Genomic DNA, 19,127 nt, shown 5'->3' on the forward strand with positions numbered 1-19,127 from the left:
GAACACAGACCGATCAACGTCACATCCACACCCCGCGCCGCCGCACCCCGCGCGAACGCCGCCGACAGACCCGGCGACGACGGACGCATGTCATGCCCGACCACGATCGCCCCGGCCCCCGTGACCTCGACGAACGCCGCACCGAACAGCTCCGCCAACGACTCGTCCCACTCGTCCGGCACGACGCCACGCACGTCATACGCCTTGACGATGTTCGAAAGATCTGCGGCCACTGCCTGCCCTCCTGAGGGTCCTGATCGGTTCAGCAAAACCTACCCTGAACCGGGAGCTGCTCTTCAGGCCACGGGAGCGTCAGGAATCGGGCGATCTCAGGACGCGCAGGTGTCCACGACGGGTCTCGCCGGTGGACTGGCCGCCCTGGCGGGAGCCCCCGGCCTCGGCCGCGCGCCCCGGCGGGCGGGCGGCTTCGCGTACCGCGTTGGCCAGGGCTTCGAGGTCGTCGCCGCTGGGGCGCGAGGGCCCGGAGCCGTCGGACAGGCGCACGACGTCCCAGCCCCGCGGGGCGGTCAGGCGCTCGGAGTGCTCGGCGCACAGGTCGTAGCAGTGGGGTTCCGCGTAGGTGGCGAGCGGGCCGAGAACTGCGGTCGAATCGGCGTAGACGTACGTCAGTGTCGCGACGGCAGGGCGGCCGCACGCAGTGCGCGAACAGCGACGTACAAGGCTCACGACGTTGGACGGTACCGCACTCTTGACCGGGCCGCGACGACTCCACCGCCGCTCACTCCCCCGTGTCGTGCTCGGAGCTACCCTGCGGGGGTGACGGACACCCCTCTTCCTCCCTGCCCCGCCGAGCCCCCCGCGGGGGCCGCAGCCGAGCCGCGCCTCCGTCGGCGGGACCGGCACGGGCGCGGGATGCGCGGTCCGGTGGCGCCTCCGCAGGTGCCGCTGTCGGCGAGCCGGTCGGAGCTGTTCGGGGACCTCGTACGGGACTCCGTGGAGCGACTGGAGCGGCGCTGGCCGCAACTGGCCGACGTGGAGTTCCTGATCGGTGACGTTCCCGGCCCGCCGGGCGGCCCGGACGGCGGCTGGAACGACGAGGCGGTGCCGCTCGGTGCGGTGTCGGAGTCCCGCGAGGGGCGGCCCGCCCGGATCCTGGTGTTCCGGCGACCGGTGGAGATCCGTACCAAGACACGGGACGAGAAGGCGATGCTGGTCCACGAGATCGTGGTGGAGCAGGTCGCGGAGCTGCTGGGGCTCTCGCCGGAGACCGTGGACCCCCGGTACGGCCAGGAGTAGTCCTGGCCGTACCGGGGGCGTTCCCGTCATCGGGTCATCGGGTCATCGGGTCATCGGGTCAGGACCGAGAGGTCCTGGGCGGCCTTGGGGACCGACACCGTCGAGTGGTCGTCCGAGAACCCCTGGACGGTGAACATCGCGATGCCCTCGTGCGGCAGGGACAGGGTGCGGGCCGCGTGCACCGGGCCGCCCGAGACGGTCTCGACGGTGAGGGCGTAGGCGCCCTTGCCGCCGGCCGGGGCCAGGGTCAGAGTCTGCGTGGTGCCCGCCTTGACGGTGACCTCCTGGGAGGCCGGCTCGCCGCCGCCGGTGCCCGGCGAGGCGGTCACCTTGACCTTCGCGTCGGCGCCCGGTGCCGTGAGGGACAGCAGGGTGGTGTTCTCCTCGGGCCGGTTGTCGGCCACGGTGGCCCGGGTGCCGACCGGTCCGGTGGCGGGGATGAAGCCGATCTCCTGCTTGGCCCCGCTTCCGCGGACCACCCGGAGCGCCGCGACGACGGGCGCGGACTTCTTCGGGTCGGCCGGGGTCAGCAGCAGTGAGCCGGGCTCGCCCCGGGTCAGGTCCTTGAGGTCCACGGCCGCCGTCATCCCGGCCTTGACGTGCACCTGCTCGCTGCCTGCCGGGCTGATCGCGCCGCCCGGTCCGGCCAGGCGCAGCTTCAGGTCCGCGTCCTCCTCGCCCGGTGCGAAGACGACCAGCCGTACGGAGGCGGCGTCCGCCGGGATGCCGGGCAGGACGATCGAGCCCGCCGGGTCGGCGGAGGCCGCCAGCCAGTCGGAGCCCACCTGCTCCTCGCCGACCTGCACGGATGCGCCCACGCGGCCCGCGCGGGTGGTCACGTGGGCGGTGGCGTCCGCGAGCTGGGCGCCCGGGACGAGGGACGAGAGCAGGACGGTCTTGGAGGACTTGGGGTCGACCCGGATGCTCTCGCTGGCGCCGGCGTCGGGCTTGGCCGGTCCGTCCGGGCCGAAGAGCTTGATGTCGACGATGGCCGCGGCGTCGTCGGGGTTGGTGAGGTGGACGTAGTCCTCCCGGCCCTTGGCCGTGCTGACCGCGGGGAACCAGAAGTCGGTGCCGGGTGCGGTGCAGCCGGCACCGAGGACGCCGCGGGTCCGGCCGACCGAGACCTTGGTGGTCAGCTGCGCGGTCCAGCCGGGGGCGAGGACACCGTCGGCGCTGCCGGTGAGCGCCGGTGCGTCGGCGCCGCTGGCGGTGGCCCCGACGGGCTTGCCCGGTTCCTTGGGTTCCAGCACCGGTTTGGCGTCCTTGGTCGCGCCGAGCAGCCGGGCCGAGCCCTTGCCGGCGGCGGCGCCGGGGGTGAAGGACGTGTACGTGGTCTCGGCGATGTCCGAGGAGCTGGGCCCCGGGCACACCAACAGGGACCGCTCCACGGGCATCCGGGCCGCGGCCGCGGCCTTGCCGTCGGCCGCCCTGCCGTCGGCGGCCGGCGCGGTGAGGGCGGCGACGCCGGTGATGGCGGCGAGGGCCGCGGTCACCGCCGCCAGCGTCAGGGGTGCGCGCTGCTTCACTGCTGGGGGCTCCCGTCCGGACGCGGGTCGTGCGGTGCGTGGGGCTGGTGGGGGTCGTACGGCTGGTAGGGCTCGTACGGGTAGGTGTACTGCTGCTGGTCCGGGTCCTGGACCGGCTGGTGCTGCGGCTGCTGCGGGTAGGGGACCTCGTAGACCGGCTGGCCCTGCTGGCCCTGCTGGCCCTGCTGGTCGTACTGCGGGTACTGGTCGTACGGAGCCTGCTGCTGCGCCTCGTACGCGTAGCCGCCCTGGTCGCCGTACGCCTGGTACGCGTACGCGTCCTCGCCGTACACCGGCTGCGCGGGGATCTGCGCGTACGGGTCGGCGTCCGCCGCGGTCTCCACCGGTGCGGGGGCCGCTTCGGCCTCGGCGCGCAGCCGGCGGGCCCGGCGGCCCTCGCCGGCCTCGCCCGGGCCGGACGGGTCCGGAAGCGCGGCCTCCTCCTCCGGCAGGTCGTCGTCGAGCTGTGCGCGGCGGCCGGGCAGGGCCATCACCAGCAGGACCAGGGCGAGCAGGCCCTGGGCCCAGTACCAGGCGGTCCGCAGCAGGGAGTCCTCGTGGACGAGGTCGAGGCGGCCGCCGTCGGCCGGCAGTTCGAAGCCCTGTGCCCAGCCGTCGAGGGTCTTGGGCTTGAGGGACTTGCCGTCGAGGGTGGCCCGCCAGCCCTCGTCGGCCCGGTCTGCGATGCGCAGGACGCGGCCCGCCTCCCCGGCGGGGATCTTGCTGTGGGCCTCGACGGGTCCGGCGGCGACCGGGATCGGGGCCTCGCCCTGCTTGCCGGAGACGATCACCGCGCGGGGCAGCCAGGGCTCGACGCCCCACAGGGCGGTGCCGTCCTGCTGGTGGCGACGGCTGAGTCCCGGGGTGGCGTCGAGGACGCGTCGGATCTCCTCGGGGCCGCCGGGGCGGAACATCACGAAGCGGATCGCGAAGGCGCTGAGCTGGCTGGACTGGTCGGCGCCGGAGCCGGCCACGAGGTTGGAGACGACCTTGTCGAGGCGGGCGTCCGCGCCGGTGCGGGCGGTGACCTCGGCGTCGCCGATACGGCCGCCGGAGCCGCGGACGAGGCTGTAGGAGACGGTGGCGGGCGGGTCCAGGTCGAGGATCAGGGTGCGGGTCTGGTTGTCGTCCCCGCCCGCGTCCGCGACGAAGGCCGGGACCTGTACGGGGTCGCGGCGCTGCAGCGGGCCGTCGGCGCCGGCGAGCATCCAGGTGGCGGCGGCCACCAGCGGGCCCACGGCGGCGGTCAGCGCGATCAGTGCGGCGAGCGGCTGGCGCCAGCCGAAGCTGCGCGCGGCGACACGTTCGCGGGCGCCGTCGGCGCCGAGGGCGGCCGCCGCGAGCAGGGCGAGTCCGTAGACGAGGGTGGCGGGGCCGGCCCAGGCGCTGCGGTTGACGAGGACGGCCAGGAGCAGCGCGGCCAGGGCGGCGGCCCAGGCGGTGCGGACGGCGAAGGAGCGGTCGCTGCGCAGCAGGGCGGCCAGGGCGGCGAGGACGATGCCGAGGAGCAGCAGTGCGGCGCCGGTGCCGGGGCCGCCGGGGCTGAGGGTGAGGAGGCCGAGGGCGTCGGCGGAGCCGGCTCCGTAGGGCAGTCCGGCCTCCTGCAGGAGGCGGCCGGGGTGCGTGAGCAGTCCCAGTGACCAGGGGGCGAGCACGACGAGCGGGACGGCGAGGGTGGCGAGGAGCCGCAGGCCGTACGCCTTCCAGTGCGCGCGGCGCAGGACCAGCGCGGCGGTCCCGAGGACGGCGGCGAGCGGCCACACGACGGGGGTGAAGGCGGTGGTGAGGGTGAGCAGGAGCGTGTACGTCCACACCGCGCGCCGGCCGCCCCGCCGGTCGGTGGCCTCCGCGCCGTCGGCCAGGTCGAAGGCGGCGACGGCGGAGCGGACGAGGAGGGGGAGCACGACGGCGAGGACGGCGGTGCCGAGGCGGCCGCCGGCGAGGGCTCCGGTCACGGCGGGGAGGAAGGCGTAGGCGATGGCCGCCCAGGCGCGCAGCAGCCGGGATTCGACGAGCGGCCGGGAGGCGAAGTAGGCGGTGAGGCCGGCGAGCGGAACGGATCCGACGAGCAGCAGGGTCAGGGCGGCCTGGGTGGAGCCGAACAGCAGGGTGGCGAGGGTGCCGAGGACGGCCAGGTAGGGCGGGGCGGAGGCGGTGGAGCCGGTGCCGACGGCGTGCCAGCCGCCGGTGTAGGCGCTCCAGAGTTCGGAGCCGCTGTCGGGGGCGGGCAGCAGGGCGCCGCCCATCAGGGAGCCGCCGCCGATCAGGGCCCGGCAGGCGGCGAGGGAGACGACCAGGAGAAGGCCGAAGAGGAGGGGCGCCGGGTTGCGGGCAAGCCGCTTGAGGCGGGCGAAGCGCTCGACCTCGGGAAGGTAGTCGCCGTCCTCGCCGGGGGCGTTGAGGATGCTTCCGCCGCCGTGGCGGCCGGCGGGGGCGGCATCGTTGTCGCGGTCGCCGCCGAAGTAGCCGGCGAGCTGTTCGGCGTTGGCCCGCAGGGAGGCTCCCGGCGGGGGGAAGAGCGGGCGCAGTTCGGCTGCGGGGACGGCGGGCCGGCGGCGGGCCTTGCGGGCGGCGAGGACGCGGCCGGGGCGGAGCAGGGTGGCGAGCAGGCCGGTGAACTCGTCGACGGCCTGGCCGGGCGCCTTGCCGATGAGATAGGCGAGGGTGCGCAGCACGGTGCCGAACAGGACGCGCAGCAGGACGTAGGGCAGGGCGCGGCCGGAGCTGTTGGCGAGCATCGTGTAGACGGCGCCGGCCTTGTCGACGCGGTGCGGGCCGGCCGTGGTGCGTCCGGCGCAGTCGACGGTGCGGCGTTCGCGGGCGGCTGCCTCGGCGTGCCGCAGGACGGCGTCGGGGGCGACGAGGACGGTGTGGCCGGCGCTCTGGGCGCGCCAGCACAGGTCGACGTCGTCGCGCATCAGGGGCAGGCGCCGGTCGAAGCCGCCGAGGGCGTCGTAGACGTCGCGGCGGACCAGCATGCCGGCGGTGGAGACGGACAGGACGGGGCGGACCTGGTCGTGCTGGCCCTGGTCCTGTTCGCGGCGGTCGAGGCCGGTCCAGCGGCGGCCGCTGCGGGCGATGGTGACGCCGGCTTCGAGGAGCTGCTTCTTGTCGTACCAGCCGCGCAGTTTGGGGCCGATGACGGCGGCGTCGGGGTTGTCCTCGGCGACGCGGAGCAGTTCGGTGAGGGCGTCGGGTTCGGGGGCGCTGTCGTCGTGCAGGAGCCACAGCCACTGGACGGGTTCGCCGTGGGGGAGGTCGGGCAGGTCGTACGCGTCGTCGCGCCAGGTGCGGCTGACCGGATCCCAGCCGCTGGGGCGCTTGAGGTACGGGAGGTCCTCGGGGCTCAGGGTGCCCGCGGAGCGGGCGGCTTCGTCGACCGCGGTGCCGAATCCGGTGCGGCGGGCGAGGTGCAGGACGCGGTCGTCGCCGAGGGCTTCGGTGAGCAGGCGCGCGGATTCGTCGGCGCTGCCGGTGTCGGCGGCGACGTGGTTCTGCGCGGGGCGTTCCTGGCCGAGGAGGCCGGCGAGCGTCCGGGGCAGCCAGCGGGCGCCGTCGTGGGCGACGAGGACCGCGGTGACGACGTGCCGGGGGAACTCGGGTGTGGCTGGGGCCTGGTAGGAGGCCGTCGACTGGCTGTGCAGGGACATCGCGGTACGGGCCCTCCGGCCGGGGGTCCGGGGGTGGTGTGCCCTCGGAGGCTGCTGGACAGCGCCCCACCCTAACGGCTGCCACGACAGCGGTCCGCCTCCTGCGGGGAAGGTGCAGGAGGCGGACCGTTTGCCGTGCCGTGTGCGATGCCGTGTGCCGTGCCGTGTCGTGCTTTCGATATGTCGTGCGATGTGCGGTAGGTGCCTGACCGGTGGTGCCTCGGCCGTTTCAGACCGCGGCCTTTTTCAGGCGGCGGCGTTCCCGCTCGGACAGACCGCCCCAGATGCCGAATCGCTCGTCGTTGGCGAGGGCGTACTCAAGGCATTCGGAGCGGACTTCGCAGGCGAGGCAGACCTTCTTGGCCTCGCGGGTGGAGCCGCCCTTCTCGGGAAAGAAGGACTCGGGGTCGGTCTGGGCGCAGAGAGCGCGCTCCTGCCATCCGAGCTCTTCGTCCGCCTCCTCGACCAGCAGTTCCTGAAACAGCTCGGTCATGTGCGCCCCTCGCTCTGTCTGTGCGTCCCCGTGACGATGCCGTCACTGATTGCTACGTAACGACACGAGTGAAATTACAAGTGCGTGGCTCCGGGGCAGTCAAGCCGAGATCTGCTATTGGGCCCCTTATTCACTCTGCGGAACCAAGCCTATGCAGAAAGTGTTCATATCGCCAAAAATCGTGACACATGCCACCGGCACCCCGGGATGCCCGCCTTTACCCGTATTCCACGCGCCGCCTCCGAACGGGGTTGCGATCGCGCGGGAGAAGCGGCGCAGATCACATTCAGGTCACGGATGTGAGGTTCAGGTTTGAGCCTCGACACAGCGCCAATCCCCTGCTCCGGCCTGCACAAACCTTTCTCCGCGCACGGTAACCGGATGAGGTGAAACTTTTACACCAAACCGGACATTGGGTTGACAGTCAGGCCTCCCAACCGTTCTCCTTGTTCGCATGTCAGTGCCTGCAGCCGCCACCCGGACCCCCATTCGTGGGTTCCTGTGTGCTGCCCAGGTTCGCTGTTGCTGTTGCAGCTGTTGATGCCCGTGGAGCCCCGGCTCCCGAGAGCTCCGGCCCGCCCCCGCAGCAACCGCCAGCACGACTGACATCCGTCGAGGTACCCCCACGATGAACAGCACGTACAGCGCCACCTCCGCCGCTCCTGCCGCGCCCGCCGCGCCCGCCACCGTCGAGAGCGACCTCCAGATCGCCGGCGACATCCTCGCCGTCCAGCACCTGCTCCAGCCCGCCCGGGAACACCCGGCCACCGTCGCCGAGTTCGTCGGGCTCGCCCGTTCCGTCGCCGAGGACCGCGCCTCCTGGGAGCACCTCGTCCGCTACGACGCCACCACCCGCTGGTACCACCGGCTGCGCACCGGTCCCGGCTACGAGGTCTGGCTGCTCAGCTGGGTCCCCGGCCAGGGCAGCGGCCCGCACGACCACGGCGCGTCCTCCGGCGTCATGACCGTCCTGGAGGGCGAGCTCACCGAGCACACCGCCCGCGGCCGGCTCACCCACCGCCCCGGCACCCAGCGCGTCCTCGCCCCCGGTCGCGCCCACGAGGTCGTCAACGACACCCTGGACGGCGCGGTCAGCCTGCACGTCTACTTCCCCGGCCTGACCGAGATGCCGATGCACAGCTGCTCCCCGGCCGAATCGGCGTCCGTACCCGCCTGACCCCGTCGCCCGACCACCACCCCTCGACGACAGCCTCCGGCTGACAGTCCCACCCGTCGCCCGACCACCACCCCTCGACGACAGCCTCCGGCTGACAGACTGTCTGCATGCGCATCGTTGTTCTGGCCGGCGGTATAGGCGGCGCCCGGTTCCTTCGCGGTCTCAAGTCGGCAGTGCCCGACGCGGACATCACGGTCATCGGCAACACCGGTGACGACATTCACCTCTTCGGGCTCAAGGTCTGCCCCGACCTGGACACGGTGATGTACACCCTCGGCGGTGGCATCAACGAGGACCAGGGCTGGGGGCGCACCGACGAGTCCTTCACCGTCAAGGAGGAACTCGCGGCGTACGGGGTCGGACCCACCTGGTTCGGCCTCGGCGACCGCGACTTCGCCACCCACATCGTGCGTACGCAGATGCTGGGCGCGGGCTACCCGCTGAGCGCCGTCACCGAGGCGCTCTGCGACCGCTGGCAGCCCGGCGTACGGCTGCTGCCCATGTCCGACGACCGGGTCGAGACCCACGTCGCGATCACGGAGGCGGGGACCGGGGAGCGCCGCGTCATCCACTTCCAGGAGTACTGGGTCCGGCTGCGCGCCTCGGTGGACGCGGAGGCCGTCGTGCCCGTGGGCGCCGAGCAGGCCAAGCCCGCCCCGGGCGTGCTGGAGGCCATCGCCGCCGCCGACGTGATCGTCTTCCCGCCGTCGAACCCCGTGGTCTCGGTCGGCACCATCCTCGCCGTCCCCGGCATCCGCGACGCCGTGGCCTCCGCCGCGGCGCCCGTCGTCGGCCTCTCCCCCATCGTCGGGGGCGCGCCCGTGCGCGGGATGGCCGACAAGGTGCTCGCCGCGGTGGGCGTCGAGTCCACAGCCGCCGCGGTCGCCCTGCACTACGGGACCGGGCTGCTCGACGGCTGGCTGGTGGACACCGCGGACGCCGGCGCCGTCGCGGAGGTTGAGGCCGCCGGCATCACCTGCCGCGCGGTGCCGCTGATGATGACCGACCTGGAGGCCACCGCGGAGATGGCCCGCGCCGCGCTGGATCTGGCGGAGGCCTCCCGGTGACGCAGGTGCCCGCGTACGAGGTGCGGGCCGTCGACGGGATACCAGAGGTCAGGCCGGGCGACGACCTGGCGAAGCTGATCACGACGGCCGCCCCCGACCTGCGCGACGGGGACGTCCTGCTGGTCACCTCGAAGATCGTCTCCAAGGCCGAGGGCCGGATCGTGGAGGCGGACTCGCGCGAGGCCGCGATCGACGCCGAGACGGTACGGGTGGTCGCGCGCCGGGGTCCGCTGCGGATCGTCGAGAACCGGCAGGGCCTGGTGATGGCCGCGGCCGGCGTGGACGCCTCCAACACCGCTCCGGGCACGGTGCTGCTGCTGCCCGAGGACCCGGACGGCTCGGCCGCCGCGATCCGTGCCGGTGTGCGCGACACCCTGTCCGTGGACGTGGGCGTGGTCGTGACGGACACCTTCGGGCGGCCGTGGCGCAACGGGCTGACGGACGTGGCGATCGGCTCGGCCGGCGTACGGGTCCTGGACGACCTGCGCGGCGGTACGGACGCGCACGGCAATCCGCTGAGCGCGACCGTGGTGGCGACGGCGGACGAGCTGGCCGCCGCCGGCGACCTGGTCAAGGGGAAGGCGGCCGGGCTGCCCGTGGCCGTCGTGCGCGGGCTGGCCCATGTCCTGGGCGAGGGCTCCTCGGCCCGGGACCTGGTGCGCTCACCGGCCGACGACATGTTCCGGCTGGGCACCTCGGAGGCGGTACGGGAAGCCGTGACGCAGCGCCGTACGGTACGGGCCTTCACGGCGGAGCCGGTGGACCCGGGCGCGGTACGGCGGGCGGTGGCGGCGGCCGTGACCGCCCCGGCTCCGCACCACACGACGCCGTGGCGGTTCGTACTGCTGGAGTCCGAGGCCTCCCGGGTGCGGCTGCTGGACGCGATGCGGGACGCGTGGATCGCGGACCTGCGGGCGGACGGCAAGTCCGAGGAGTCCGTCGCGAAGCGGGTGAAGCGCGGGGACGTGCTGCGGGCCGCCCCGTACCTGGTGGTGCCGTGTCTGGTGACGGACGGCGCACACCACTACGGTCACGCGCGGCGGGACACCGCGGAGCGGGAGATGTTCGTGGTCGCCATGGGCGCGGGCGTGCAGAACCTGCTGGTCGCGCTGGCCGGGGAACGGCTGGGCTCGGCGTGGGTGTCCTCGACGATGTTCTGCCGGGACGTGGTGCGGGAGGTGCTGGAGCTGCCGCAGGACTGGGACCCGATGGGAACGGTGGCGGTGGGGCACCCCGCGGCGGCCCCGGCGGAGCGGCCGGGGCGGTCCCCGGCGGACTTCATCCGGGTCCGCTGAGACGGCGGGTACGAGCAGGGCTCACAGCCGGCCGATGTCGCCGCGCGGCATCCGGGGCGCGCGGCGGGGCGGGGTGCGGCCCGCGAGGAGGATGAGGCGGGCCGCGCGGTGGCGCTGGCCGGCGTACGGGGCGAGCAGCTCCAGCATGGCGGCGTCGTCGGTGTCGCGGTCGCCCGCGAGGGCGTAGCCGATGATGCCGGGCAGGTGGAGGTCGCCGGTGGTGATCGCGTCCGGGGCGCCGTTGCTGCGCTGGAGGGTCTCGGCGGAGGTCCACGGGCCGATGCCGGGGACGGCCTCCAGCCTTCGTACGGCCTCGGGCAGGTCCATCGCGGCCGCCTCCTCCAGCCGGTTCGCCACGCGGACGGCCCGCAGGATCGTGTCGGAGCGCTTGGCGTCGACCCCGGCCCGGTGCCAGTCCCAGGAGGGGATCATCGCCCAGGTCCGCGGGGCGGGCAGGACGTACAGGTCCGGGCCGGGGCCCGGGGCGGGCTCGCCGTACTGCCGGACGAGGCGGCGCCAGGCGCGGTAGGCCTCGTCGGCGGTGACCTTCTGCTCCAGGACCGTGGGGATCAGGGATTCGAGGACCAGGCCGGTGCGGGTGAGGCGCAGGCCGGGGCGGCGGCGGTGGCTCGCGTGCACGAGGCGGTGGCGGGGCACGAAGGCGGCGGGGTCGTCGCCGGCGCCGAGGAGCGCGGGCAGCCGGTCGAGGAACCAGTCGGCGCCCGGGCCCCAGGCCTCTGCGGTGATCTCCGTGCCGGTCCCGAAGACGCGCAGGGTGGCGGGGAGGCCCTGGGGGCTCCGGCCGGTACGCCAGACGGAGCCGTCGGGGGTGGTGCGGAAGGTGGGGTCGGCGGGGCCGCGGCGGAGCGGGCCGAGGGTGAGCCCGAGGTCGACGGGCCCGTCGGGGGTCCAGCGGCGCTCCCCGGCCCCGGAGCCGACGGCGCTGCCGCGGCCCGCGGGTACGTCGGTCCGGCCGCCGCGGACGGCGGCGCGGGTGAGGGGATCGAAGCGGCCGGCCATGCCCCGAGCGTAGCCCGGCCGGCCGCGTCCCCCGGGGCTCCGCCCCGGCCCGGGGGGGTCCGATGGATCTCCGTGGGGAAGGAGCGGCGTCCGGTGCGTGCTCTCGGTGTGCCGGCCGGAAGCCCGCGTACTGGACGTACTTGGGCTTTCGGCCGGTGCGGCGAGAGTGCGTGCCGGGCGTCGCGACGCCGCGGAGATCCACCAGACACCCCCTAGGGGCGGCCCTGGAGCTTGGCCGAGGCCGTGCGGGTCGTGCCCAGCTTGCCGTAGAGCTTGGTGCCCGGGCACTGGGTGGCGAACCCGTCCCGGTGGCCCGAGATGACGTTCATCGACACGTTCCTGCCCTTGGGGTAGCGGTTGCCGCCGCCCGACGTCAGGGTCGTCTTCGCGCGCGGGTCCCGGCCGAAGAGGCCCAGCTTCCAGGCGGTGAGACGGGCGACCGCGTCGACCGCCACCGCGGGCGGGGCCGAGGAGGTGAAGGTGCCCAGCACCACGACGCCCATGCTGTTGGTGTTGAAGCCCATGGTGTGCGCGCCGAGGACCGCCTTGGAGACGCCGCCCGCGCGGCCCTCGTAGACCGTGCCGCACTTGTCGACGGCGAAGTTGTAGCCGAAGTCCCGCCAGCCGTTGCTGACCACGTGGTAGCGGTACAGGCTGCGCAGGACCGCGGGGGCTTCCTTGCAGGCGTAGTTGTTGCCGGAGGCGCTGTGGTGGACGAAGGCCGCCTTGACCGTGCTGGTGTAGCCGAAGCCCGACTCGCGCAGCTTCTCGTCCGCGCCCCAGCCCTTGCGGGTGACGATGCGCGGGCGCGGACCGATGTACGGGGCGGCGGCCGCGGTCAGCTCGCCGTCGCTCGCGAAGATCGCGTCCGCGGTGGAGTCTGCCTTGTCCAGTGCGCTGATCTCGTTCGCGCCGAGCGAGGCGTGCGGGACGTTCGCGGCGGACGCCTCCGCCGTCTCCATCGTCATGGCCGGCACCACTTCGCCCTTGCCGTCGCCGTCGGCCCCGGTGTTCTTGCCGTCGGACCCCGTGGCGGGGGGTTCCGCGCCCGGGTCCACCAGCTCGATCCGCAGGCCCGAGGGCAGCCGGGAGGGGGCGCGGGTGGTCGGGGCGCCGGGCTCGGCCTGGACCCGGACCTCCACGCCGTCGGACTCTCCCACCCACAGCGGGGCGGTCGCGCCGTGGATCGGGCGGGAGCCGCGCTCGGCGGCGTCGGGGTCGGCGGCGTGCTCGCCGTTGTGGGTCTCGACGTCCTGCCAGTCCGACCAGGCGGCGGTGCGGACGGAGCGGGTGCGCACCTGGACCCGGCCGTGCAGTTCGGTGGCCGCGTCGTCCCAGATCACGCCGACCAGCGAGAACGTCTTGACCTCGCGTGGGGTAAGCCCCTGCGTCTCGGGGCGGCCTGCGGAGGCACTCATTCCGGGGACTCCGGGCGCCCGCGTCGCCGAGGGCCCCAGGGGGACGAGCGGCAGCGACTGGGTGGACCCGGCGGGGGTTACGGGGGCGGTCTCGGCAAGGGCGGGGGTGGGGAGCGCGAGGGGCAGGGCCAGTACGGCGGCCGTCGCGACGCCGATCGAGGAAGCAAGGAATCCACGCATGAAAAGGATGGTGAGCACCCGGAACGCCCGGCGCCATCCGAGAACTGACGCTCCGTCCGACACGCCGCGGGTACCCCTCCCCCGTACGGAGGAGCCGGCGGCCCCCGTACGAGGGACGGCCCCGCGTACGCTGTGCCGGGTGAACGCCACTGACCGCACCCCTGCCGACCTGCTGCGATCCGCGCTCGCCGCCGATCCGGGCCGCCCGCTCGTCACCTTCTACGACGATGCCACCGGCGAGCGCGTCGAATTGTCCGTCGCGACCTTCGCCAATTGGGTGGCCAAGACCGCCAATCTGCTCCAGGGCGACCTGGGGGCCGAGCCCGGGGACCGGCTCGCGCTGATGCTCCCGGCGCACTGGCAGAGTGCGGTCTGGCTGCTCGCCTGCGCCTCGGTCGGGGTCGTCGCCGAGGTCGGCGGCGATCCGGCCGGCGCGGATCTCGTCGTGAGCGGGCCGGACACCCTGGAGCAGGCCCTGGCGTGCGGCGGTGAGCACGTGGCGCTCGCCCTGCGGCCGCTGGGCGGACGCTTCCCGCAGCCGCCGGCCGGGTTCGCCGACTACGCGGTGGAGGTGCCGGGGCAGGGCGACCGCTTCGCCCCCTTCGCGCCGGTGGACCCCGAGGGCCCGGCGCTGGTCGTCGACGGCGGGGAGCTCACGCACACGGCGCTGGTGGCCCGCGCCCGCGAGGACGCGGCGAAGCAGGGCCTCGGCGAAGGCTCGCGGGTGCTGACCGGGCTCGGCTACGACACCTGGGACGGCCTCTCGGCCGGGCTCTACGCCGCGCTGGCCGCGGGCGGGTCCGTAGTGCTGTGCCGGAACCTGGACCGGCTCTCGCCGGAGGGGCTGGACCGGCGCAGCGAGAGCGAGCGCGTCACCCACACCGTCTGATCGCCGGCCGGAGGCCCTTCACCCACACTGGTGAAGAGCAGGTACGGGCGATTTGTCACCCGCATGGCCCTAGACAGGCCCCTGCCCCCGGGCCGCTCCGGCAGCCCGGGGGCAGCATCGGCAGTGGCCGTGCCCACCCGTACGGCTGACGGCCCAGAGTCGTAGCGGCGAGGGGACGGACGCCAGTGACGGACAGCGCAGGCATACCGGGCGGCACGCCCGCGGCCGGGGGCGCGGGGCGGCCCCCGCGCGGCCGCGGGCGCCGGCGCCGCATGCTGCGCCGGGTCGGGCTGGGGATGGTCCTCCTGGTCCTGGCGGGCACGGCCACCGGCTGGTGGCTCTACAACAAGCTCGACGGGAACATCACCGAGGACACCTCGGCCGCGGCCGAGCTGCGGCGCTACGAGCGCGAACGCCCGGCCCACCTGGCCACCGGGGCCCAGAACATCCTGCTGATCGGCTCGGACTCGCGCTCCGGCAGGAACAACGCCGGGTACGGGCGGGACAAGGGCACCCAGCGCTCGGACACCACGATCCTGCTGCACCTGCCGCAGGACCGCAGGAGCGCGACCGCGGTGTCGATACCCCGGGACCTGATGACGGACATCCCCGTCTGCACGCAGGTGGACGGCAGCCGCACCGCGGAGCAGTTCGCACAGTTCAACTGGGCGTTCCAGTGGGGTGGCGCCGCCTGCACGATCCGCACGGTGGAGAAGCTCACCGGGATCCGGATCGACCACCACATGGTGATCGACTTCGGTGGGTTCAAGAAGATGGTCGACGCGATCGGCGGTGTCGAGGTCTGTCTGAAGGAGCCGGTGAACGACGCGGAGGCGAAGCTGCGGCTGGCCGCCGGGCGCCAGACCCTCCAGGGCGAGCAGGCACTGGGCTTCGTCCGCGCCCGGCACAGCCTGGGCAACGGGAGCGACACCGAACGGATGGGCCGGCAGCAGCAGTTCCTCGGCTCGCTCGTGAAGAAGGTGCAGAGCAACGGGGTGCTGCTGAATCCGGCCCGGCTGTACCCGCTGCTGGACGCGGCGACCTCCTCGGTGACCACGGACCCGGCCCTGGCCTCGCTGCGCGGCCTCTACGAACTCGTGCGGGGCATGAGGAACATACCGACTGAACAGGTTAAATTCCTTACGGTTCCCCGCAAGCCCTATGAACCCAATCCGAATCGGGACGAATTGGTCGAGCCCGCTGCGGAGCGGCTGTTCCAGCAGCTGCGGATGGACAAGCCGGTCACGGTGACCCCGCCGAAGCCGAAGCCGACCCCGGCCGCCGCCGAAGCCGCCGACGAGGGCACGGAGTCCGGTACGTCCGGAACATCCGATACAGACGCGGACAGCACCGACGAGGGAACCGTCACATCCCCCGCACCCGTCCCTACCTTCACCGGAACCACTGCGGGGAACGCCGACTGCCGGTAAAGCAATCCCAAAAGCCGGTGACCGAACCGAGTGGGATGGGTGGTTCACCCCGTTATAAGGGGAGTGGAATTTGTCACCAGCATGGTTTGCCGCCGAACAGGGCGGATAGGGTGAGCGATCCGGTGCCCGGCCGGACCAGAGATCGGGCGCCAGCAGCCGGATCGTTGACCGTGCGCCTGGGGGAGGCGCGTCGCGAGGCACCGACGGAGGATTCGAGCAACCGTGGATGCGCAAAGCCGTGGGCGGGCAGAAGAAATCGACCCCGCAGACCAGTGGGTACTCAATCCCCGCACCGGCAACTACGAATTGCGACTGGCCGACTCCGCCGCGCAAGCGCGGCCCAAGGTCACCGCGCCTCGCAGATCTCCCTCTGCCCCCTCCACCCCCACCGCCCCCTCACCCGGTGTACCGAAGCCGCGGCGCGGCGACGCCCCGCCCGGCGGCCGGCGCGGCGGCCGGTCCCGCAAGGGCGGCGGCGCCGGCGGTGGCGGACGCCGTAAGAAGGCGCTGGTCATCACCGGCGGGACCCTGGCGTTCCTGCTGGTCGGCGGCTCACTGGCGGCGTACCTCTACTACGACCACCTGAACGGCAACCTGAGCGTCACCGACATCGCGGGCGCGGGCACCGGCGGGTTCAAGAAGGACCAGGCCATCAACATCCTGGTCATCGGCACCGACAAGCGCAGTGGTGCGGGCAACGAGGGCTACGGGGACAAGGAGAGCGTCGGCCACGCCGACACCACGATCCTGTTCCACATCGCCAAGGACCGCAGCAACGCCACCGCGCTGTCCATCCCGCGCGACCTGATCACCAACATCCCGGACTGCCCGACGAAGCAGCCGGACGGGACGACGAAGGCGATCCAGGGCTCGAAGGGGACCCGCTTCAACAACAGCCTGGGCCAGGAGGGTCGCGACGCGGGCTGCACCATGCGCACGGTGAAGGACCTCACCGGCATAGAGGTCGACAACTTCATGATGGTCGACTTCAACGCGGTGAAGAACCTGAGCACCGCGGTCGGCGGGGTGCCCGTCTGCCTGGAGAAGGCCGTCGACGACAAGGACTCCAAGCTCAAGCTGTCGCAGGGCGAGCACCGCCTGCAGGGCGAGGAGGCCCTGGCCTTCGTACGGACCCGGCACGCCTTCGGCAACGAGAGCGACCTGGACCGGATCAAGACCCAGCAGCAGTTCCTCGGTTCGATGATGCGCGAGATGAAGTCCAAGGAGACGCTGACCAGTCCGAAGAAGTTCTTCTCGCTGGCGGAGGCGGCCACCAAGTCGCTGACCGTGGATCAAGGTCTGGGCTCCATCAACAAACTCACCGACCTGGCGGGCGAGTTGAAGGACATCGACCTCAAGAACATCACCTTCACCACGCTGCCGGTACTCGACAACCCGGCCGAGAAGGTCAAGGCCACCGTCGTGGTCAACCAGGCCCTCGCCGATCCGCTGCTGCAGATGATCCGGGGGGACGTCTCGCTCACCGAGGTCGAGAAGAAGGAGCAGGCCGCCAAGGAGGCGGCCGACGCCGACTCGAAGGCCAAGCAGGACGCGCTGCTCCAGGGCAACCGCGCCCCCGCGACGGACGTACGGGTCAACATCTACAACGGCGGCGGCCCCAAGGGCTCCGCCTCCACCACGGTGAACTGGCTGCAGAACAGCAAGGGCGTGCCCAGGTCCAGCAACGTCGGCAATGCACCGACGAAGGTCGGTGCCACGCAGCTGGAGTTCGCGCCCAACCAGGCCGACCAGGCCCGGGCACTGGCGGACATCATGGGGCTGCCCGCCACCGCGCTGAAGATGGGGACGACAGACGCGGCGGCGAAGACCGCGATGAAGCTGACGCTGGGTCCGGACTTCCAGCAGGCGGGCGCCCCGCTGGCACCCGCGGCGCCGCAGCAGCTGCCCGAGGACGTTCAGCAGGCCCAGGCCGACAAGGCCGTCTGCGCCAAGTAGCGGGACCCGGCCGGGAGTACCGGCCGCTATCGACCAAGATGGATCTTGAGGGGGATGTGTGAGGCACAGCAGCGTGCGAGGGGAGGGGGCGACCGCCCGGACCACCGAGGAGATATCCGACGGCGGGGCGGACGCCTCCGCCACAGTGCCCCCACCGCGGGGCGGCTCCAGAGCGGCCCGCCGGGCGGCCGGCCGCCGTCCCGGCAGACGGGGCCGCCGGCGGGTGCTGCGCTGGGTGGCCTCCGTGCTGTCCCTGCTGATACTCGGAACGGCGGCGGCCGGATACCTGTACTACCGCCATCTGAACGGCAGCATCCAGACGGACGAGCTGAACCTCGGTGAGACCAAACTGGGCGGTTCCAAGCCCAACGCCTTCGGCCAGACCCCGCTGAACATCCTGCTGATCGGCTCCGACGCCCGCGACGACGAGGCCAACCAGTCCCTCGGCGGCGGCAGGGACACCTTCGGCGGCCCGCCGCTGGCAGACGTGCAGATGCTGCTGCACCTGTCCGCGGACCGCAGCAACATGTCGGTGGTCTCGATGCCGCGCGACACGATGCTGATGATGCCCAAGTGCACCGAGCCGGGCGGCAAGGTGCACCCCGCCAGCAAGGGCCTCGTACAGACCAACGAGTCCCTGCAGCGCGGCGGTCCGGGCTGCACGGTCGCCGCCTGGCAGGAGCTGACCAAGATTCCCATCGATCACTTCATGATGATCGACTTCAAGGGTGTGGTCTCGATGGCGGACGCCATCGGAGGCGTCCCGGTCTGCGTCGAGGAGAACGTCCACTCCCGCAACCGCGAGGGCAAGGGCTCCGGCCTGAAGCTGCCGAAGGGCACGTCCGTCATCCAGGGCGAGACCGCCCTGCAGTGGCTGCGCACCCGCTACGGCTTCGAGGACGGCACCGACATCGGCCGCACGCACGCCCAGCACCAGTACATGACCTCGATGGCCCGCGAGTTCCGCAAGAACGCCAAGCTCACCAACCCGGTGAAGCTCAACAGCCTGGCGCAGGCGGCGATTCAGGCCATGGTCGTGGACAACGGCCTGAACAAGATCGACAAGCTGTACGACCTGAGCATGGAGCTCAAGAAGGTGCCGCCGGGCCGGATCACCATGACCACCATGCCGTGGGTCTACAGCGACAAGCCCGGCCTGGACGGCCGGGTCGAGCCCATGGCGGGCGAGGCCGAGGCCGTGTTCCGGATGGTCCGCGAGGACATCGCGCTCGACGGCAAGGGCTCCGGTACGCCGGCGGACGGCGCCTCGCCGTCACCGGGTGCCTCCGCGTCCGCGGCCGCCCCGAGCACGGCACCGAGTACGGCCCCCGCCGCCGCTCCCGCGAAGATCGCGGTCTCCGTGCGCAACGCCACCGGCGGCAAGAACGGCACCGAGGCCAGGGTCAAGAACCGGGCGAACGACGTCGCCGCTCTGCTGGTCGGCAAGGGCTTCACCAAGGCCACCGCCGAGAACCAGACCGGGGCCGAGGACACCACGGTGATCCGCTTCGCCACGGACGCGCAGGCGGCCGACGCGGGCGCTCTGGCCACCGCCCTGGGTCTGCCCGCCGCCTCGGTGCAGAAGTCCGAGGACGTCCCCGGGATCACCCTGTTCGTCGGCAAGGACTGGCGGACCGGCAACGCGCCGACCCCGCCGCCGCCCGCCCCGACCGTGGCCCCGACCTCGGCCCACGCGCTCAACGGTGACAACGAGGGCGCCTGCATGCCGATCCAGCCGGGCTTCACCTGGTAGTGCGCACACGGAA

The 19,127-nt window shown here is 73.0% G+C and carries 14 protein-coding genes and 1 pseudogene; 8 read left to right on the forward strand and 7 right to left on the reverse strand.

The features are described 5' to 3' along the window. Window positions 1-233: pseudogene (gene manB, locus IE257_RS21585) on the reverse strand (phosphomannomutase/phosphoglucomutase); the annotation flags it as partial. Between the two features lie 79 nt (window positions 234-312). Further along, a complete protein-coding gene (locus IE257_RS21590) occupies window positions 313-687 on the reverse strand; it encodes a DUF3499 domain-containing protein (protein WP_189971067.1) in 375 nt (124 codons plus the stop codon). A gap of 90 nt (window positions 688-777) precedes the next feature. Between IE257_RS21590 and IE257_RS21595 the strand changes: the two genes are divergently transcribed. Next, entirely contained in the window at window positions 778-1,257 is a 480-nt protein-coding gene (locus IE257_RS21595; RefSeq protein ID WP_372453082.1) for a metallopeptidase family protein, read from the forward strand. Between the two features lie 50 nt (window positions 1,258-1,307). Here the strand turns inward: IE257_RS21595 and IE257_RS21600 are convergent, their stop codons facing one another. From IE257_RS21600 to IE257_RS21610, 3 genes are all read right to left on the reverse strand, one after another. After that, entirely contained in the window at window positions 1,308-2,786 is a 1,479-nt protein-coding gene (locus IE257_RS21600; protein ID WP_189971069.1) for a DUF5719 family protein, read from the reverse strand. Then, window positions 2,783-6,436 (reverse strand): glycosyltransferase family 2 protein, encoded by a 3,654-nt coding sequence (locus tag IE257_RS21605; RefSeq protein WP_189971070.1) that lies wholly within the window; start codon window positions 6,434-6,436, stop codon window positions 2,783-2,785. Before IE257_RS21605 ends, IE257_RS21600 begins: the two co-directional genes overlap by 4 nt. Window positions 6,437-6,665: 229 nt before the next feature. Continuing rightward, window positions 6,666-6,929, reverse strand: a complete 264-nt coding sequence (locus IE257_RS21610; protein WP_003983763.1) for a WhiB family transcriptional regulator — start codon at window positions 6,927-6,929, stop codon at window positions 6,666-6,668. Window positions 6,930-7,557: 628 nt separating this feature from the next. Between IE257_RS21610 and IE257_RS21615 the strand changes: the two genes are divergently transcribed. The 3 genes from IE257_RS21615 (at window position 7,558) to IE257_RS21625 (ending at window position 10,468) form a co-directional block, all read left to right on the forward strand. Beyond that, entirely contained in the window at window positions 7,558-8,106 is a 549-nt protein-coding gene (locus IE257_RS21615) for a cysteine dioxygenase (protein ID WP_189971072.1), read from the forward strand. 107 nt (window positions 8,107-8,213) lie between these two features. Then, on the forward strand, window positions 8,214-9,173 hold the full coding sequence (cofD, locus tag IE257_RS21620; protein ID WP_189971074.1) for a 2-phospho-L-lactate transferase: 960 nt from the start codon (window positions 8,214-8,216) through the stop codon (window positions 9,171-9,173). Beyond that, entirely contained in the window at window positions 9,170-10,468 is a 1,299-nt protein-coding gene (locus tag IE257_RS21625; RefSeq protein ID WP_189971075.1) for a coenzyme F420-0:L-glutamate ligase, read from the forward strand. Before cofD ends, IE257_RS21625 begins: the two co-directional genes overlap by 4 nt. Before the next feature lie 21 nt (window positions 10,469-10,489). Here the strand turns inward: IE257_RS21625 and IE257_RS21630 are convergent, their stop codons facing one another. Continuing rightward, window positions 10,490-11,488 (reverse strand): DNA-3-methyladenine glycosylase family protein, encoded by a 999-nt coding sequence (locus IE257_RS21630; RefSeq protein ID WP_189971077.1) that lies wholly within the window; start codon window positions 11,486-11,488, stop codon window positions 10,490-10,492. A gap of 212 nt (window positions 11,489-11,700) precedes the next feature. Beyond that, the gene (locus IE257_RS21635; RefSeq protein ID WP_189971079.1) at window positions 11,701-13,086 is read right to left on the reverse strand and encodes a peptidoglycan recognition protein family protein; all 1,386 of its coding nucleotides are present in this window, start codon (window positions 13,084-13,086) and stop codon (window positions 11,701-11,703) included. A gap of 139 nt (window positions 13,087-13,225) precedes the next feature. Between IE257_RS21635 and IE257_RS21640 the strand changes: the two genes are divergently transcribed. The 4 genes from IE257_RS21640 to IE257_RS21655 all read left to right on the forward strand — a co-directional run bounded on the left by IE257_RS21640 (window position 13,226) and on the right by IE257_RS21655 (window position 19,114). Further along, a complete protein-coding gene (locus tag IE257_RS21640) occupies window positions 13,226-13,975 on the forward strand; it encodes a TIGR03089 family protein (protein WP_189971081.1) in 750 nt (249 codons plus the stop codon). Window positions 13,976-14,160: 185 nt separating this feature from the next. Next, window positions 14,161-15,405 (forward strand): LCP family protein, encoded by a 1,245-nt coding sequence (locus tag IE257_RS21645; RefSeq protein WP_229920566.1) that lies wholly within the window; start codon window positions 14,161-14,163, stop codon window positions 15,403-15,405. A 222-nt stretch (window positions 15,406-15,627) separates the two neighbouring features. Continuing rightward, window positions 15,628-17,361: an LCP family protein gene (locus tag IE257_RS21650; RefSeq protein ID WP_189971083.1), complete on the forward strand. Its 1,734-nt coding sequence runs from the start codon at window positions 15,628-15,630 to the stop codon at window positions 17,359-17,361. Between the two features lie 58 nt (window positions 17,362-17,419). Next, a complete protein-coding gene (locus IE257_RS21655) occupies window positions 17,420-19,114 on the forward strand; it encodes an LCP family protein (protein ID WP_189971085.1) in 1,695 nt (564 codons plus the stop codon). Window positions 19,115-19,127 lie beyond the last annotated feature (13 nt).

Source organism: Streptomyces avidinii (genome assembly GCF_014650695.1).
GTDB lineage: Bacteria > Actinomycetota > Actinomycetes > Streptomycetales > Streptomycetaceae > Streptomyces > Streptomyces avidinii.

Coding starts and splice junctions, on each gene's coding strand:
- IE257_RS21605 (WP_189971070.1), bottom strand. CDS start 6,436: ATGTCCCTGCACAGCCAGTCGACGGCCTCCTACCAGGCCCCAGCCACA.
- IE257_RS21610 (WP_003983763.1), bottom strand. CDS start 6,929: ATGACCGAGCTGTTTCAGGAACTGCTGGTCGAGGAGGCGGACGAAGAG.
- IE257_RS21615 (WP_189971072.1), top strand. CDS start 7,558: ATGAACAGCACGTACAGCGCCACCTCCGCCGCTCCTGCCGCGCCCGCC.
- cofD (WP_189971074.1), top strand. CDS start 8,214: ATGCGCATCGTTGTTCTGGCCGGCGGTATAGGCGGCGCCCGGTTCCTT.
- IE257_RS21630 (WP_189971077.1), bottom strand. CDS start 11,488: ATGGCCGGCCGCTTCGATCCCCTCACCCGCGCCGCCGTCCGCGGCGGC.
- IE257_RS21635 (WP_189971079.1), bottom strand. CDS start 13,086: ATGCGTGGATTCCTTGCTTCCTCGATCGGCGTCGCGACGGCCGCCGTA.